This window comes from Caldithrix abyssi DSM 13497 (genome assembly GCF_001886815.1).
GTDB classification, from domain to species: Bacteria; Calditrichota; Calditrichia; order Calditrichales; family Calditrichaceae; genus Caldithrix; species Caldithrix abyssi.
This window is the reverse complement of the sequence record NZ_CP018099.1, coordinates 3,042,679-3,058,783: the sequence shown is the minus strand read 5'-3', so window position 1 is coordinate 3,058,783 and position 16,105 is coordinate 3,042,679. Positions and strand designations below refer to the sequence as shown.

At 45.0% G+C, this 16,105-nt stretch carries 16 protein-coding genes; 13 read left to right on the top strand and 3 right to left on the bottom strand.

What is annotated here, in order from left to right; genetic code table 11:
• The first annotated feature begins 179 nt into the window (after positions 1-179).
• The 11 genes from Cabys_RS11955 (at position 180) to Cabys_RS11905 (ending at position 10,465) form a co-directional block, all read left to right on the top strand.
• On the top strand, positions 180-1,643 hold the full coding sequence (locus tag Cabys_RS11955; protein ID WP_006930762.1) for an alginate export family protein: 1,464 nt from the start codon (positions 180-182) through the stop codon (positions 1,641-1,643).
• 50 nt (positions 1,644-1,693) lie between these two features.
• Positions 1,694-2,071, top strand: coding sequence for a cytochrome c3 family protein (locus Cabys_RS11950; protein ID WP_150109319.1), 378 nt, complete (start codon positions 1,694-1,696; stop codon positions 2,069-2,071).
• A 27-nt stretch (positions 2,072-2,098) separates the two neighbouring features.
• Positions 2,099-4,372, top strand: a complete 2,274-nt coding sequence (locus tag Cabys_RS11945; protein WP_006930760.1) for a molybdopterin oxidoreductase family protein — start codon at positions 2,099-2,101, stop codon at positions 4,370-4,372.
• A gap of 209 nt (positions 4,373-4,581) precedes the next feature.
• A complete protein-coding gene (locus Cabys_RS19825; protein WP_169833714.1) occupies positions 4,582-5,019 on the top strand; it encodes a 4Fe-4S binding protein in 438 nt (145 codons plus the stop codon).
• A gap of 12 nt (positions 5,020-5,031) precedes the next feature.
• Positions 5,032-5,301 (top strand): chaperone NapD, encoded by a 270-nt coding sequence (locus Cabys_RS11935; RefSeq protein ID WP_006930758.1) that lies wholly within the window; start codon positions 5,032-5,034, stop codon positions 5,299-5,301.
• On the top strand, positions 5,294-5,800 hold the full coding sequence (locus tag Cabys_RS11930; RefSeq protein WP_006930757.1) for a 4Fe-4S dicluster domain-containing protein: 507 nt from the start codon (positions 5,294-5,296) through the stop codon (positions 5,798-5,800). Before Cabys_RS11935 ends, Cabys_RS11930 begins: the two co-directional genes overlap by 8 nt.
• A gap of 44 nt (positions 5,801-5,844) precedes the next feature.
• A complete protein-coding gene (locus tag Cabys_RS11925) occupies positions 5,845-6,672 on the top strand; it encodes a 4Fe-4S binding protein (RefSeq protein WP_169833713.1) in 828 nt (275 codons plus the stop codon).
• Positions 6,672-7,136: a QcrA and Rieske domain-containing protein gene (locus tag Cabys_RS11920; protein ID WP_006930755.1), complete on the top strand. Its 465-nt coding sequence runs from the start codon at positions 6,672-6,674 to the stop codon at positions 7,134-7,136. The genes Cabys_RS11925 and Cabys_RS11920 overlap by 1 nt, the downstream gene beginning before the upstream one ends.
• Positions 7,133-8,179, top strand: a complete 1,047-nt coding sequence (locus Cabys_RS11915) for a cytochrome b (RefSeq protein WP_006930754.1) — start codon at positions 7,133-7,135, stop codon at positions 8,177-8,179. Before Cabys_RS11920 ends, Cabys_RS11915 begins: the two co-directional genes overlap by 4 nt.
• 18 nt (positions 8,180-8,197) lie before the next feature.
• Positions 8,198-9,814 (top strand): multiheme c-type cytochrome, encoded by a 1,617-nt coding sequence (locus Cabys_RS11910; protein ID WP_006930753.1) that lies wholly within the window; start codon positions 8,198-8,200, stop codon positions 9,812-9,814.
• A gap of 84 nt (positions 9,815-9,898) precedes the next feature.
• Positions 9,899-10,465, top strand: coding sequence for a hypothetical protein (locus Cabys_RS11905; RefSeq protein ID WP_169833712.1), 567 nt, complete (start codon positions 9,899-9,901; stop codon positions 10,463-10,465).
• 216 nt (positions 10,466-10,681) lie between these two features.
• On the opposite strand, the gene Cabys_RS11900 is transcribed toward Cabys_RS11905, so the two are convergent.
• Positions 10,682-11,161 (bottom strand): FKBP-type peptidyl-prolyl cis-trans isomerase, encoded by a 480-nt coding sequence (locus Cabys_RS11900; RefSeq protein WP_006930751.1) that lies wholly within the window; start codon positions 11,159-11,161, stop codon positions 10,682-10,684.
• Positions 11,162-11,365: 204 nt separating this feature from the next.
• The gene (locus tag Cabys_RS11890) at positions 11,366-12,046 is read right to left on the bottom strand and encodes a DUF2202 domain-containing protein (RefSeq protein ID WP_006930750.1); all 681 of its coding nucleotides are present in this window, start codon (positions 12,044-12,046) and stop codon (positions 11,366-11,368) included.
• Between the two features lie 654 nt (positions 12,047-12,700).
• Here Cabys_RS11890 and Cabys_RS11885 point away from each other — a divergent pair.
• Together Cabys_RS11885 and Cabys_RS11880 are read left to right on the top strand one after the other, a co-directional pair.
• Complete coding sequence (locus Cabys_RS11885; protein ID WP_006930749.1) at positions 12,701-14,164, top strand: SLC13 family permease; 1,464 nt, start codon at positions 12,701-12,703, stop codon at positions 14,162-14,164.
• Positions 14,165-14,223: 59 nt separating this feature from the next.
• The gene (locus tag Cabys_RS11880) at positions 14,224-15,243 is read left to right on the top strand and encodes a YeeE/YedE thiosulfate transporter family protein (protein WP_006930748.1); all 1,020 of its coding nucleotides are present in this window, start codon (positions 14,224-14,226) and stop codon (positions 15,241-15,243) included.
• Positions 15,244-15,274: 31 nt separating this feature from the next.
• On the opposite strand, the gene Cabys_RS11875 is transcribed toward Cabys_RS11880, so the two are convergent.
• Positions 15,275-16,042: a YwiC-like family protein gene (locus tag Cabys_RS11875; RefSeq protein WP_006930747.1), complete on the bottom strand. Its 768-nt coding sequence runs from the start codon at positions 16,040-16,042 to the stop codon at positions 15,275-15,277.
• Between the last annotated feature and the right edge of the window lie 63 nt (positions 16,043-16,105).

The following is a 16,105-nucleotide window of genomic DNA, read 5'->3' as shown; positions in this document are numbered from 1 at the left end:
TACCGTCAGATGACCGTAGGCTGTCGGATGTTTTTACTCAAAGAACACGGAATATCATTATTAACTTTAAAAAAAACAATGAAACGAAGACGCTTGATAATTTTGGCACGTAATTTGTCTTATTAAAAGCGTAAAATTTTTCACAAAATCATGTAATTAAACCAAAAGATGGAGGCGTTATGAAACGTTTTACACTTTTAATTCTAACAATCTTCTTAATGGTAGGATTGCTTTTTTCAGCGGATTTTAAAGTAAATGGCGTTTACACCGCCTGGGGACAGTCTCAGCATAATTTTTTGCTCGGTAAAATCAAGTACAATGATAACTATGTTGTACAAATGCTTCGGTTTAAAGTACAGGCTGCCGTAAACGATAATTTACGTCTTATTACGCGTTTTGATATGGCCCAGGGCTGGTGGGGCGTTGACAATGCTTTACGCAGTGTACAAAGAACAGGTACGGCCGGGGGAAGTGCCTTGTTCGATTTTAAAGATACCAATTTTCTCTTCCATGTTGATCAGGCTTACATTGAGTTCGATTTACCGCAAAAGCCACTAACTTTTCGTGTCGGGCGCATGTGGTATGGTTTGGGTAATAAGCTCATGGTTGACAATAACTACGACGGCGTTCAGCTGGATGTAAAAAATGTGGTAGGCAAAAAACTTACCTTAAGCTGGGCTAAAGTATCGGAAGGCGTTGACGGAATTAGCGATAAAGAGGTGTTGGCTCAGGATTCACGCGGTTTCACGGATGGCCGCGACGCTCATCTTTTTACATTAAACTTGAACAATGAGTTTAAATGTATTAATTATAATGTGTACGGTTTGTATTACAATGATGCCAGTGTTTCGGATATGAACGCCTACGTGCCCGATCATCTGCAATTTTTCAAAACACGTTTTTCACCGCAAATTACGCAATTGACCGCTGTTGGTATTTCCGGAACCATCAAAAAAGGTAAAGTTACCGCGGATTTTGAGGCGGATTATTTAATGGGTAAAGACGACATCAAAAACGACATTTACGGCGCCAAACAAATGTGGGATAAAAATAACGGCGATTTGAGCGGTTACAACCTTTATTTGAAGATGACCCACGCCACCACCGACAAATTATCTCTGGGCGGTGTTGTAGGAATGGGTTCTGGCGACGATGATTTAAGCGGCGGTAAGGGCAATGTTAACAAACTGCGCACGTCCGGTTTCTTCTACATTACCGAAATCTGGGAAGATTCCATTATGCCCGATGAAGAAGGCATTACGCCTCAGGGACTGGGCGCGCCCAATGTACGCGCCTATCGTGAGCTGGAGAATACCACTATTGTTCAGGTTAACGCCACTTATAAACCCGTGAAAAAACTGACCACCTTTGTTTCTTACAGCTATATCCGCTCCACCCAGCCGGTTCATGCATGGAGGGGCGACGACAATGGGGACTGGATTATCGATCAGAACAAATCGGCCAATGATCTTGGGCAGGAAGTAGATTTCCGCTGCAGTTACAAAATTTACGATGAACTGGATTTTACCATTCGCGGTGGTTATTTTATACCAGGAACGGCCGCCGGCTATTTGATCAACGGCAACGATGATTTTACGGATCCTGTTTGGGAACTCAAATCGACCATTACTTACAAATTTTAAAAAACGGGGCTATTTATAGCCCCCTTTTCCACTAACAAAAAGGGGAGTGAATGATGAACAATAAGTTAGGTAAAATACTTTTGGCTTTGGCGCTGGGAGTCTTTGTGCTGTCAGCCTGGCAAATCCAGGCGGGCGATGGCAAGGCCCAGGGGCAAAAACATCCGGAGTTGGATTATTCGATTTCCTGTACGGAGTGCCATGAGGAAGTAACGCCTGAGATTGTTGCCGAATGGAAGAGCTCAAAACATGGGATGATGAATTTTGGTTGTTATATGTGTCATGGCGATGGCCAGGTGGAGTTTAAAGCCAAACCGGATACGGAGGGCTGCTTAAGCTGCCACACGGGCAGTCCGGTTGACGCCTCTAAAGGCGGCAATTTACAATGCTTTACCTGCCATCAGGGACATACTTTAAAATTTCATCAATAGTCAGTGATTACAACAATGGAGGAAAAAATGGGCGTAACCCGAAGAGAATTTATAAAAACCAGCGCTGCGGCAGCTGCTGCCGCCAGTATTGGTACAGCCCTTTTACCCGGCGGTATTAAACCGCTATTTGCGGATAGCGGCATGCAATGGCATAAATCGGTGTGTCGTTTTTGTGGCGTTGGATGCGGCGTTATGGTGGGCGTAAAAAATGGTAAAGTGGTGGCCGTTAGAGGCGACAAATTCAACACCATTAACAAAGGGCACCTTTGCATAAAAGGGTTTTATCTGCATAAAGTTATTTACTCCAAAACCCGTCTTACCCATCCCATGATCAAAAAGAACGGCAAATTCGAAAAAGTTAGCTGGGACGAAGCGCTGGATTATGTGGCCAAAAAATTCAATGAAATACGCAAGCAACACGGCCCGGATGCCCTGGCCTTTTACGGTTCCGGTCAGGCAGAAACCGAAGAGACCTACATGGCCAATAAGCTATTTAAAGGCTGCATAGGAACCAATAATATGGAAGGTAACCCGCGCCTGTGTATGGCCAGCGCCGTCGGAGGATATTTAACATCGTTGGGCCTGGATGAACCTTCCGGCACCTATGATGATATTGAGAAAGCAGAGTTGTTTTTGCTGATCGGCTCCAATACGGCAGAGGCCCATCCCATACTTTTTGAGCGGATTGTGCGTCACAAAGCGAAAAATCCCAATGTAAAAATCGTGATTATCGATCCCAGAACAACGCCTACCGATCAGGTGGCAGACCTTCATCTTTTCCCCAAGCCGGGCTGGGATCTCGCCATTTTGCATGCCATGGCCAGAATTATCATCAAAGAAGGTTATGCAGACGAACAATTCATTAAAGATAATGTAGTCATTAAAGGTAATGACAAAAAGAACATGACCTTTGAGCAGTACAAACAATTCCTGGAAAAATATACGCCAGAATATGCCTCTAAAATAAGCGGTGTGCCAGCGGAAGACATTGTAAAAGCGGCTCGCCTGTTCGGGCAGGCTAAAACGGCCATGAGCATGTGGACCATGGGAATTAACCAGCGTACGCGCGGCGTATGGGCCAATAATTTGATTACTAACCTACATCTGCTCACCGGAAAGATTGGTAAGCCAGGTAGCGATACGTTTTCTTTAACCGGCCAGCCCAACGCCTGTGGCGGCGTGCGCGAAGGCGGCGGTTTGTGCCATTTGTTACCTGGCCATCGCAAAGTAGCCAATGCGAAACATCGCGAAGAAGTGGCCAAAGTGTGGGGCGTTCCGGTTAAGAATATTCAACCAAAACCGGGTAAGCACACCATTGCCATGTTCACCGCCTTGAACGAGGGCAAAATTAAAGGTATTTACATCATGTGTACCAATCCGGCCCAATCGCTGCCCAATGCCAGTAAATACTGGAAAGGGTTAAAAGAGCAGTTTGTGGTGGTGGCTGAGTCCTTCTTTCCCACGGCCACAACCCAATATGCCGATGTGGTGTTGCCGGCGGCTTTCTGGGCGGAAAAAGAAGGCGTTTACGGCTGTACCGAAAGAAGATCGCAGTACATGCCCAAAGTGATTGAACCCATGGGCGAGGCCAGATGGGACGCCTTTATTTTGCGTGATCTGGGCATACGCATGGGCTTTAAGAAAGAATTCGAAAAATACCAAACAGCCGAGGACATCTGGAACGAATATCTAACTCTGACCAAAGGACGTGATATGGATTTAAGCGGCGCTACCTATCGTCGCTTAAAAGAAGTGCGCGGTTTACGCTGGCCTGTTCCTTCGGAAGATCATCCGGGCACGTACAAACGTTACGTCAAAGGCGATCCCATTTTCGATGAATTGCCTGCAGAAAAGAAAAAAGGACGCTGGATCTACTTTTACGGCAAACCGGAAGGTAAGGCGGTTATCTGGGCGCGCCCTGACAAAGGCCCTGAAGAGCCGACCGATGACCAATATCCCTTTGCGCTAACTACCGGACGGGTTCTGGAACACTGGCACACAAACACCATGACCGGAACGGTTCCTGAACTGAATCGTGCGGTGCCAAAAGCATACGTGGAAATCAATCCGGAAGACGCAAAGGCGCTGGGCATTGCCAACAAGGATCAGGTAATCGTTGAAACACGCCGCGGAAAGTTGAAAATAGAAGCGCGCGTGATTAACCGCCCGGAAAAAGGCACGCTCTTTATCCCCTGGCACTGGGAAGAGTGGATGGCTAATGTGTTAACCATAGACGCCTTTGATCCAGGATCAAAAGAACCGGAATACAAAGTATGCGCTGCTCGGATTAAAAAAGCTTAATTCCTTAAAAGGTTAAGGGACTGTCTCAAAATGGCGGTTGCATGGCGACCTTAGAGACAGTTCCCTTTTTTAAACGAAAATGGAGTTTTTAAATGGCCAGGACGGAGAGAATAAGCAGAAAATCATTTTTGAAGAATTTCGCCGCAATATTTCGCGAAATTTCACAGGCTGCGAATACGAAAGGATCATTTGTCCTTCTACCGCCTGGCGTGGCTTCAGAAAAACAGTTTTTACAGACCTGTACAGAATGTTACGAATGTGTATCGGTTTGTCCCCATGAAGCGTTGCGTGTGTGTCGTGACCCAGAAAACGACTTTTTCGGAAAGCCGATCATTGTGCCATCTGAACAACCCTGTTTTATGTGTTCGGACTATCCCTGCATCTCTGCCTGTCAACCGGGGGCGTTGCAAAGAGCGTTTGCCCAAAAGTTAAATGGCGTGGCCCGGATCAATAAAAATCTTTGCCTGGCTTACAGCGGCCTGTTCTGCCGCGCTTGCGTTAACGCCTGCCCGCTGGCCAATGAAGCGATTTCGGTTAATGCCTCCGGGCGGCCGGTGGTAAACGAAGAAATTTGTACCGGTTGCGGCATCTGCGAGTACCAATGTCCGGCAGAACAACCGGCCATTGAGATTAAACCTAAAACATGAAAGGAAGCGGTTTTGGCAATTGCAGGAGTAGCTATTTTAACCAAAAAAGAAGAAGTGCAAAAGGTCTATCAGCGCCTGGAGCAACTGCCTGAGATAACCACCTATGGCATCCATGAAGGGCATTATATTGTTGCAGTGATAGAAACCACGCCCCAAACCAATTTAAAAGCCTATTTAGAGGAAGTTCAAAATAACGATCCGGCTATTTTAGGGATATATCCGGCTTACGTTAATTTTGAAGATGAAGTGTCTGAAATTGAAATAGATCAGAAAGATGCTTAAGGAAATTCTGGAAAAAATTGCGAATTATCGGGAACCGCTAAGACCGCCCGGGGCGCTGGATGAAGAGCTTTTTTTAAAACACTGCATTCGATGCCGACGCTGTGTGGAGGTGTGCCCCTATAAGAGTATCAAAGTGATTAAAAAGGGCCTTGGGAAAAACTCAGGGACGCCGGTTATCATTCCCCGCGATATTCCCTGTTATCTGTGTATGATATGTCCGCCCGAATGCCCGACCGATGCCCTGCAACCCATTCTGAAAAAAGAGCAGGTGCAAATGGGCATTGCAAAAATTGACCAGGAGACCTGTTTACCTTACATGGGCATTATCTGTCGGGCCTGTTACGAACGATGCCCCATTTACACGGAAGCCATTATTTTAAAAGATGAGATTTATCCGGTGGTGGTGGAGGAGAAGTGCGTGGGATGCGGAATTTGCGAAAACGTCTGCCCCAATGAAGAACCGTCTATCGTTGTAATAAAAAGGAATGCGTCAAAGTGAACGGAAAACAGAAGGTGCTGTCCTTTCTTTTTCGTAAACGGCGGGTGATTCAAGTTTTGTCATTGGCTTTTTTGGTGATGATTCCGATCTTAAATGTTTTGAAAATCACATTCGTCACCGGTAATTATTACAGCCTGCGCATCTGGAAGATTGAATTTGTCGATCCGTTGTTTGCTTTGCAGGACTTTTTATTAACATTGAGCCTTAACCGTACGCTACTATTGGGGCTCATCATTCCGGTGGGTATCGCCTTTTTTGCGGGTAAGATTTTTTGCAGTTTCATTTGCCCCTACAATTTACTGGCCGAGTGGTTGCGAAAAATCTTCCCCGGAAAGGGCAGAGTTTATCCTGTGCATTCCCGACGCTATTGGGGCATTTTGGTCGGCTGGCTCATTCTGGCGGCGCTGGCCGGATTCCCCATTCTGTATTTTGTTTCCATGCCCGGACAAATAGGCGTTTTTTTCAGCGATTTAATCTTTTTGAAAATGGTGGGCACGGAGTCGTTAATTATTGTCGTATTGCTGGCGCTTGATGTGGTCGTTTTCAATCGCATCTGGTGCCGGGAACTGTGTCCGGTTGGCGCCCTGCTGCAACGTTTTCATTACAAAAAAGGATTAATAGTCAGCTATTCGGAAATGGATTGCGTGTGCAGTATGAACGAAACGGAGTCGCCCTGTGTCATGCGCTGTCCAATCCATATCAATCCGAAATCCAATAAAATCTATCCTTCCTGTTTTAACTGTGGCGAATGTGTAAAAGAATGCTATTTTTACGGAGAGGCATTAAAAATGAATTTCATGAATCTAACTGCCAACCTTACGCCTCGCTACCAATTAAGAAAAGAAGAACCAATAAAGAAGGAGGAAATGTAATGGCCGAAGAGGATAAAAAAATCAATCGGCGAGAATTTTTCTTTAAGAGCGGCGTCTTCGCGGCTTTAGGCGCAAGCATCGCTCTGTTTTTCCGAAACCTGATTCTTTACATTTTCCCGGAAAAGAAGGAAAAAACCTACCACAAATACCTGGTGGCTCATGAGCGGGAGTTCAAGGATGGGCGTCCCAAACAAATCAGTCTGGGGAAAACTCCGGTTTATGTGGTGCCGCATGACGGCCAGTTCAAAGTCATGTCTGGTATTTGTACCCATCTGGGCTGTATCATTAAATGGGAGCAGGATAAAAACCGCTTTTTTTGCCCCTGTCATAATGGTATATTCGACAAATTAGGGAATGTTATCGGGGGCCCTCCGCCGCGACCTCTGGATGAATTTAAGGTCGTTGTTGAAGACCAAAAAATTTATGTTTATGTGGAAGATAAAGTGAGGAGTCCGTGGGTATGAAATTCAAAGAATGGTTTTTAGAACGCTTCCCGATCGACTACGATAAGTTTGTCGAGTTTAACGAAAAAATATTTATTAAAGAACCCATTCCCACGCACATGAAGAAGTGGCTGTTTGTCATGGGCGCCACTCCGTTGATTTTATTTGGGTTCCAGGTGCTAACAGGCCTGTTTTTAACCTTCTATTTTATGCCTTCGCCAGAGATGGCCTATGAAAGCATCCGGCATATTACCGAAGATGTGCGTTTTGGGTATTGGGTGCGCGGCATGCACAGATGGGGAGCAAATTTAATGATTATTTCATTACTGTTGCACATGACGCGCGTATTTTTTACGCAGGCCTATCGCAAACCAAGGGAATTGAACTGGATCATAGGCGTACTATTGTTCTTTTTAACCATGACCATTTCGTTTACCGGATATTCTTTAACTTACAACCAGCTCTCTTACTGGGCAACCACCGTGGGTACTAATATGATTAAAGAAGTCCCGCTGATCGGCGATATGATGCTCTTTTTTCTGCGCGGTGGCGATGTGGTAAATGCCAATACCCTAACTCGTTTTTACACCTTGCATGTAATGATCCTGCCAGGAATTATTTTCTTTTTTATTTTTCTGCACATTGTGATCTTACGCTTGCACGGTGTTTCCATTCCCGAGGGGTTTGAAGAAAAATATTATCCATTTTATCCGCATCATTTTTACAAAATCATCATTGCCACGCTCTTTCTTTTAACGTTAATGAGCACATTAACGGTTATTTTACCGCCGGGAATCGGAGAACCGGCCAATCCGGCCATTACGCCGCAACATATTAAACCGGAATGGTACTTTTTCCCTACTTACAGATTTTTGAAAATGGTGCCATTGCATGTGGGCATTTACGCCACGGCGGCTTTCGTTTTAGTCTTTACGTTCTGGCCGTTTATCGAACCGCTTATTTCTAAAGATAAAACCAAGCGAACCATTTTTAGCCGTACGGCCGGCGTATTGACGCTGGTTATTACTTTAATTTTAACCATCTGGGAAACAATTGTTATTTAAATAAAATTAGGAGGATGTATGGATACTGTTAAAGCCCAACAATGGCTGATAGGAATTTTCAGTGTTTTATTAATTATTGCTCTGTTAATTGTTGCCGGCGTGGAGATGAAAAAAAGCCGTACTTTTGAGCCTGTAATAGAGATTGATGAAATGTCGGCGAAATGTATTACCTGTCACGAAGAAAAAGGAATTGCTGTAAATCAGATTGACGCCTGGAAGGAGAGTATGCACGCGGTCTCCGGAACGGGCTGCTATGAATGCCACGAAGCGCAAAAAGATGATTTTGACGCCTTTACCTGTACGGGCAGCAGCATTTTAGTGGGCAGACATCCCACACCTAAAGACTGCGCCAAATGCCATGAACAACAGGTGGAAGAGTTTGCCAACAGTAAGCACGCCCATCAGTTCTGGATTCTTAAGAATGCCGATCGATCTGTTTTTGAAAATCCGATTTCTACCAGGCATGGGTGCGAGCAATGCCATAACATCGGCAATTTGTGGCCCGATGGCAGCGTTGGCGAGTGCGACGTTTGTCATGCCAAGCATTCTTACAGCAAGGCGGTTGCCCGTCAACCCGAAACCTGCGGCGAATGTCACATGGGTCCCGATCACCCGCAAATCGAAATCTATCTGGAATCCAAACACGGCAATATTTTTAAAGCCAAGTCAGCTCATATGGATTTGAACTATTCCAGTAAAAATAACGAACGTATTCCACTGGAAACCCCGGTTTGTACAACCTGCCACATGGACGGCAACGAAACTCAACCCATGACGCATAATGTAAGCGAACGCCTGGCATGGGAATCGCAAATGTCCTGGAGCTACCGCACGGTATGGGATGAAGAAAACCTGGGGAACTGGCAGAAAAAACGCGAACGTATGGAAGCGATCTGCGCCAGTTGCCATTCGCCGGATTTTTACAAAGTGTACCTGTTAACCGCAGATCTGGTTAATTTACAGTACAATGAAATCCGTCGTCAATTTGTGTACTGGACTAAAAAGTTAACCAAAGAAGGTAAAATCAGCCGTCTGGAAGTGGATGGAAAATTTTATTCCGATCCGGTGTTAAATGGCTGGGATGAAGAACCCGAATATTTAATGTATTACGGCTGGCATCACGAAGGCCGTCGCTTCCGCATGGGCGCTTTGATGATGGGCGCGGACTATACGCAGTGGCATGGTATCTGGGAAGTGCAGGAAAAGTTGATTGAATTAATTAAATGGGCTGCCGAACACGGCGATCCTGAAGCTAAAAAGATCGCCAAATCTAAAAGCCCGGCCAAATTTATTACCTATCCGCTGTATGATATTCCGGGCCAGGCATGGGGTATAAATGCCAGATCAAACACAACGCCCTTTGTTTACAATCAGTATCCCGATTATTGGGATCGTGTGTACAAAAATGTAGAAGCCGCTTACCAGCAGGGCTTATTGTCGGATGAACAGTGGCAGATATGGTTAGAGCGTTATAAAAACAAAGAATACTATCTGGGTACCAAGTTCGCAAATACGCCGGCAGTTGATTCTACGTTCAATTTTTACAAAGAACGTAACGATTACGATCTGAAGAAGATGAAAGAGCAGGTTATCGATCTTGTCCTGCCCGGAAAATCCTTTTTTGAAAACCGATAAAACCTTCTAACCTCGGGCGCCGCTCCACTGTAAAGGGGAGCGGCGCTTTTTGTTATAATTGAAATGGAAAAAGAAAAAATTACGTTGGAAAAGCAGATTCCACGAATTATTTCGATTGGTATCCTGTGGGGAATCGTTGAACTTTACGGCAGCCGCATTTTAAAGGGACTACAGCCCGAATTATTTAGCATCTGGATGCCGTTTATAGTCGCTCTTCTCCTAATTTCTGCAAAACGTCTGGCACCGATGCGGGGCAGTGTGTTGTTAATGGGCGTCATTGCTGCTTTAATGAAGTTCTTTTTTGCTGGCATGAGTGTAGAGGGGCCGTTTATTGCCATCCTGTGCGAAGCCGCCCTGGCTGAAGCACTGTTTGTTTTACTGGGCGTTAATTTTCGGGCGGACATTTCCGTAGGCGTTGGCCTGCAACTGTATTCGGCATTTCATCCATTGCTTACAAAGGGACTCTTTTGCAATTCGATTCATTTTGTAAAATTTAAACGGTGGGTATTGAACGAAAGTCTGTTCAAACGCTTCGAATGGGGTGATACTTCCGTTATGGCCTTTTTTCTGGCGCTTCATGTTCTGGCCGGGATTTTTGCGGCGCTTCTGTTTGCGGCGGGAATTAAGCTGAAAGAAGGCGTAAAAAAATGAGATGGATTTAATTGGCTATACCGCACCAAAAAACTTTGATTGAATCAAGCACAAAGAATGCAAAATTTAATTTTTTAATATTCATGAGTCCACTCTAAAAAAGTAAGAAAGTTTTTATTGCAGTTATAAGATTTCTATCTTCGTTCGAAAAAAAAAAATTCCGGCACAAGGCCGGAATTTTGCGTAATTCGATTTCAATATCAGAATTGTTCTCGCTTAGTGCTGATGGCTTCCATCGTGTACGTGACCATGCTGCAGTTCTTCTTCCGTGGCATCACGAATATCGACCACTTCCACGTCAAAATGCAAGGTCTCGCCGGCCAATGGATGATTGGCGTCAACCGTAATTTCGTCGCCATTGACGTTGGTTACGGTAATCATTTGCACTCCTTCGGGCGTTTCGCTGTAAAACTGCATTCCCACTTCGATATTTTCAACACCCTGAAACACTTCGCGCGGTAAAACCTGAAACAGATCATCGTTCCGCAAGCCATAAGCTTCTTCTGGCGGAATGTCCACATGAAATTTGTCGCCCACATTTTTTCCGGTCAGAGCATTTTCCAGGCCGCTGATAATGTTTTTCCTGCCGTGCAGGTAGCTTAAAGGTTGTTGGCCGATTGAGCTATCCAGAACTTCCCCTGCATCATTTTTAAGGGTATAGTGGATAGATACGACCTTGTTTTCCGAAATTTGCATTTAAAAACTCCTAAAATTACGTTAAAAACTATAGATTTAAACTAATAGATTTAAACGCGAATTCCAAATTTTTATTCCTCAAATTTTCCTTTAAATCTTCTTTGTTTGCGAAAATACAGGATAAAATTGAGCGCAAAATAATTAGCGGAATAAAAAAGGGCAATTTAAAAACTGCCCTTATATGCGAATTATTTAATTTTCGTATCAAAAGCCGCGCTCTATCGGACTGTTAATGATGGCCTCATATTCTTCCTGAGACAGGATTTGTGGTTCATAGATAACGCCCATCGCAGAAAGATAACTTACAAAAGCGCGTAAATGATTGCGCGAACCACGCATTAAAGTTTCGTAAACGTATTGAATATCTTCGTTATCGACATTTTCATCCAATTCTTTTTGAAGATCTCTGATGTCCACCTCTTCAATTAACGCGCCTACTTTTAAAGCAGCAGCTGCTGAGTCTTTGCCCTGAACAATGAGCGTGTTATACAGATTTTGCAAGTCTGCGTTTGTAAATACGCCGATAGAATCGACAACTACAGGGTCATCAATATTGTATTTTTGTAGCAAATAACCCATGGCGTCGAAATGCATTTGTTCAGAGCCTGAAATATTGTTGAAGACCAGTATGCCCCATTGTCCATAGAGAGTCAGATAGACATCGCGTGCTAATTTTTCCTCTTCCCGCATAAAAGTCAAACCTTCTGCCTCTGCCGGCGATACCTCTTCTAAAGGAAATGAATTAATAACATCTTCCGTTAACGCTCCTGAGCGCGCAGTTGAAGAGAGCACGGTGTTAGAATCGTCGCTGCATTGTACCAGTGTAAAAGTTAAGCTTAAAATGAAAACCAGACCTAATACTCTGGTGATAATGGTTCGCTTCATGATTACCTCCTTTATTTTTTTGTTAAACTTTCAGCTTAGTAAACAATTATTGTGCCAAAAAATGTAAGTAATAGTAATTAAAGAAGTTGCGAAAAAAATAAGGATGATAGATTCTATGAAGTTCTACGCAACGGTCGATCAAACGACGGACTGGTCGAGAGAAACGCTACGGTGTTTTTGTTGAACTGTAGGAATCTAAGGCAGCACAGCAGCAACCAAAAAAGAACCACCAAGAGGGCAAAGAAGCCACAAAGAGCTCAAAAATTTTTTCACGCAAACCCTTTTGTCCAGCGTCAGCTGAAAAAGTAAACGCCAGGATCGAAAAGAAAAAATAGAACTGTATCTTAATATGTAAGACGAAAACTAAGCAAATCGGCACAATTTACGCGCATACCGTCATGGCGGGTATTCGGCATGACAGCCCGGCGACCATTCAACCATTCAACTAATTAACCATTCAACCAATCCAGCAGCACAAAAATTTTCTTAGCCCGCCCGGCCGGGATTGATCTTCCAGAGGAAGTATTCTCAATGACAATGGAGGCTTTATTAGGATGAACTCAAAGATAAAATATTAAAAAATTAGCGAATGGCGTTGCATTGTTTGGTTTGATTTTGTAAATAAATGGATGGATTTCTCAGGAGATCGGCAAAATGTATTCTTTACGACAGAGGATCGGGTTTTTTAGCGGCCCCATTCTGTTCCTTTTGCTCTTAGTCATCAGGCCGTCAGGCGGAATGAATCCACAGGCGTTAAAGGTTGCGGCGGTGGCGCTGTTGATGACCATCTGGTGGATCACGGAAGCCATTCCCATACCGGCAACCGCTCTGCTGCCTCTGGTCTTATTTCCGGGCCTGGGCGTGCTAAAGGCCAGCGAAGCCAGCGCGCCGTACGCGCATCATTTGATCTTCCTTTTTATGGGCGGCTTCCTGATCGCCATTGCCATGGAAAAATGGAATTTGCATAAAAGAGTGGCGCTGCACACCATCAGGCTGGTCGGCTTCAGCAGCAATCGGATCATTCTGGGATTTATGATTGCCACCGCCTTCCTTTCCATGTGGATTAGCAATACGGCCACGACCATGATGATGGTGCCCATAGGTATGGCGGTGATCAAACAAAGCGTGGATTTTATCGAGAAGAGCGACGATTATGCCATTAATACCACGCCGCCCCATTTTAAGTTTGGAACCGCGCTCATGCTGGGCATCGCTTACGCGGCATCGATCGGCGGTGTGGCCACCATAATCGGTACGCCGCCCAATACGATTTTAGTGGGCTTTATTGAGCAAACCTATCACATGCAAATCCGCTTTGTGCAGTGGATGATGTTTGGCGTTCCTCTGGCGGTTATTATGCTGCTGATCGCCTGGCTCTATTTAACGCGCTTTGCTTCGGTTCCGGAAATTGATCGTCTGCCAGGAGGCAAAGAATTATTAGAGGCAGAGCTTAAAAAAATCGGTAAAATGACTAAAGCAGAAGGATATGTTTTAACCGTCTTTGGAATGGTGGCATTGCTGTGGATAGGCCGTGGTTTTATCCATTTTGGCCCTTCCACCATTCACGACGCCACTATCGCCATGGGCGGAGCAATCTTGCTTTTTATGATTCCCGTAAATTGGAAAGAAGGCATTTTTGTGCTGGACTGGCAGTCGGCTGTGCGTCTGCCCTGGGACGTGATTCTTTTGTTCGGTGGGGGATTATCCCTGGCCAGAGGTTTTAGTGAAAGCGGGCTGGCCCAATGGATTGGCGAGCAATTTGTCGTTTTGCAAGGGATGAATATTTTAATCATTGTCTTCATTGTTACGTTTTTTAGTTTAATGTTGACCGAAATTACTTCCAATACGGCCACTGCAGCGGTTATAATCCCTGTACTGGGCAGTGTGGCGGCGGCCATGCAGGTTCATCCTTTTTTGTTAATCATTCCGGCGGGCGTGGCCGCCAGTTACGCCTTTATGCTGCCGGTTGCCACGCCGCCCAATGCCATTGTGTTTGGCAGCCGCTATTTGACCATTCCGCAAATGGCCAGGATTGGAATGGTGCTAAACCTTATTGGCGCCTTTTTGATCACGCTATTGGTCCACTTTGCGCTACCTCATATCTGGAACTTAAAATAGAAGAAGAACGATGTGAAATTGATTGGTAAGCTAATTTGGTTAATATGGAGGATGATATTATGATGTTAGTTATTCTTGTATTAGGTTTTATCTTTGGCGCCATTCTACAATATGCGAAATTAAATCGTTATGATGTGATTAGCGGTCTGGCCATTCTTGAAGATTTTAGCGTTGCCAAGGCCATTGCTGTGGCTGTAGGTTTTGGCGCGCTTTTGATCAATATAGAAATCAGCCTGGGATTGGCGGCTTACCATGTAAAACCATTTTTAGTGGGCGGGGTGATATTGGGAGGCCTGATCTTTGGCGCGGGCATGGCCTTACTGGGGTACTGTCCGGGGACATTGGCCGTTTCCATGGGCGAAGGTTCTTTAGATGCCTGGGTTGGAATGGTCGGCGGCCTTTTTGGCGGCTGGTTCTTTACCGTCACTTTGCCAGGCATTAAATGGATTTTGGGGCCGAATTTAGGTAAAATTGCTTTACATACGATCGCCACATCGAGTGTTGTTTTCATTTTACTAATGGTTGTTTTTGCCGCCATTTTGGTAGGTCTCTCTTTCTGGTTGCATAAAAAAGAACAGAAAAGCGACCTGAAGTGGCTTTACGCCGGCGTCGGTCTTGCCATTATCAATGCGTTGGTTTTTTTGTCTTTTGTGGCGAACAGACCGATTGGGGCTTCGACCACCTATCCGTACCTGGCGGACGTTGTTTTGGGATTAAAAAATAATGCATATTTCGAAAAAATACGGCAACCGGGTCAATGGGAATTGATCTTTTTGGGCGGCGCATTTTTGGCTGGCCTGATCATTTCTCTTATTAAAAAAGAATTTAAACTGGTTCTGCAGCATGCTTTATGGAAAAGGTTTAAAGGGGATGCCCCTCAAATGCGTATCATCTGGTCTTTTCTTGGAGGCTTTATCCTGATTTATGGCGCGCGAATGGCCGGAGGCTGTACCAGCGGACATATTCTCTCCGGCGGAATGCAAATAGCTGTCAGTAGTCTGGTTTTTGGCGCCTTTGCTTTGCTGGGACTTTTGCTTACGGGTCGGTGGTTCTACGCAAAAAAAGAGCATTCTGTATAAAGTAGCAGCGGACGAAAATAGCGCCTGTTTTTTACGTCCAACTAAAATAACCAACGGCCGATAAGATCAAAAATACCAGTCCGAAAAAGAATTCGGCCAGGCCTATTTGTTTGACGGTCATGGGGTTGCGCCACGGCGAAAGACCGTAAATGCCGCGTATGCTTAAGATTACCACGCTTAAAAAAGCCAGAAAGGGAATGGCCTCATTAAAACGCAGCACAATGGCTATCAGCAGAGTAAGTATTTGCCAGATTTCCGGCCAGAGGATGGAACGCTGTTTTTTACGATCCAGCTTTAAACGAAAATGTACGTAAAGGGTGGTGGAGAGGCTGCGCAAATAGAGCAAAATCAAAAAGGGCCAGGCTTTGTTCCACGGCCAGGCGTCGGCGAGCACAATGGATAAAGCGATTAAGCCCATGGCCACCGAGCCCATCATTTCGGTTAGCAGGGCGCGATGTAAATCGAAATATTCTGCAACTAAATACAGAACCATCAGTCCGACGGCAATAAGGGCAGGCAGGGGCTGATTCAAATCAGCCTGTTGCAGATAAAAAATTGCGAAAACCAGCGCCACCAGTCCGTAAGCAAAAAACATGATCCAGGCAAGGGGCGGACGTTCTTTGTCAGAAATTAAGACACGGGCCGGTTGGTGGGCTAAAAAGGCAAATGCCGCGCCGAAAAAAAGCAAAAGACCGGCAGAAGAAAAGCCGACCGTCAGAGCCAAAATTAAAGGCTCAAAGGTTAAGGCCCAGGAGCCGTGTTCTCTTGGAAAGGCGATGTGCTTAAACGTTGTTCTCATCGGGGCAGCCACTCCCTAATTTAATGATTTCCGACAATTTGCTTCAAAAAATGAAATTTGAAA

Excerpts from the sequence above, each read along its gene's own strand:
- Cabys_RS11910 (WP_006930753.1), top strand. The coding sequence starts at position 8,198 with ATGGATACTGTTAAAGCCCAACAATGGCTGATAGGAATTTTCAGTGTT.
- Cabys_RS11930 (WP_006930757.1), top strand. The coding sequence starts at position 5,294 with ATGCTTAAGGAAATTCTGGAAAAAATTGCGAATTATCGGGAACCGCTA.
- Cabys_RS11880 (WP_006930748.1), top strand. The coding sequence starts at position 14,224 with ATGATGTTAGTTATTCTTGTATTAGGTTTTATCTTTGGCGCCATTCTA.
- Cabys_RS11950 (WP_150109319.1), top strand. The coding sequence starts at position 1,694 with ATGATGAACAATAAGTTAGGTAAAATACTTTTGGCTTTGGCGCTGGGA.
- Cabys_RS11945 (WP_006930760.1), top strand. The coding sequence starts at position 2,099 with ATGGGCGTAACCCGAAGAGAATTTATAAAAACCAGCGCTGCGGCAGCT.
- Cabys_RS11920 (WP_006930755.1), top strand. The coding sequence starts at position 6,672 with ATGGCCGAAGAGGATAAAAAAATCAATCGGCGAGAATTTTTCTTTAAG.
- Cabys_RS11915 (WP_006930754.1), top strand. The coding sequence starts at position 7,133 with ATGAAATTCAAAGAATGGTTTTTAGAACGCTTCCCGATCGACTACGAT.
- Cabys_RS11890 (WP_006930750.1), bottom strand. The coding sequence starts at position 12,046 with ATGAAGCGAACCATTATCACCAGAGTATTAGGTCTGGTTTTCATTTTA.
- Cabys_RS11875 (WP_006930747.1), bottom strand. The coding sequence starts at position 16,042 with ATGAGAACAACGTTTAAGCACATCGCCTTTCCAAGAGAACACGGCTCC.
- Cabys_RS11900 (WP_006930751.1), bottom strand. The coding sequence starts at position 11,161 with ATGCAAATTTCGGAAAACAAGGTCGTATCTATCCACTATACCCTTAAA.
- Cabys_RS11955 (WP_006930762.1), top strand. The coding sequence starts at position 180 with ATGAAACGTTTTACACTTTTAATTCTAACAATCTTCTTAATGGTAGGA.
- Cabys_RS11885 (WP_006930749.1), top strand. The coding sequence starts at position 12,701 with ATGTATTCTTTACGACAGAGGATCGGGTTTTTTAGCGGCCCCATTCTG.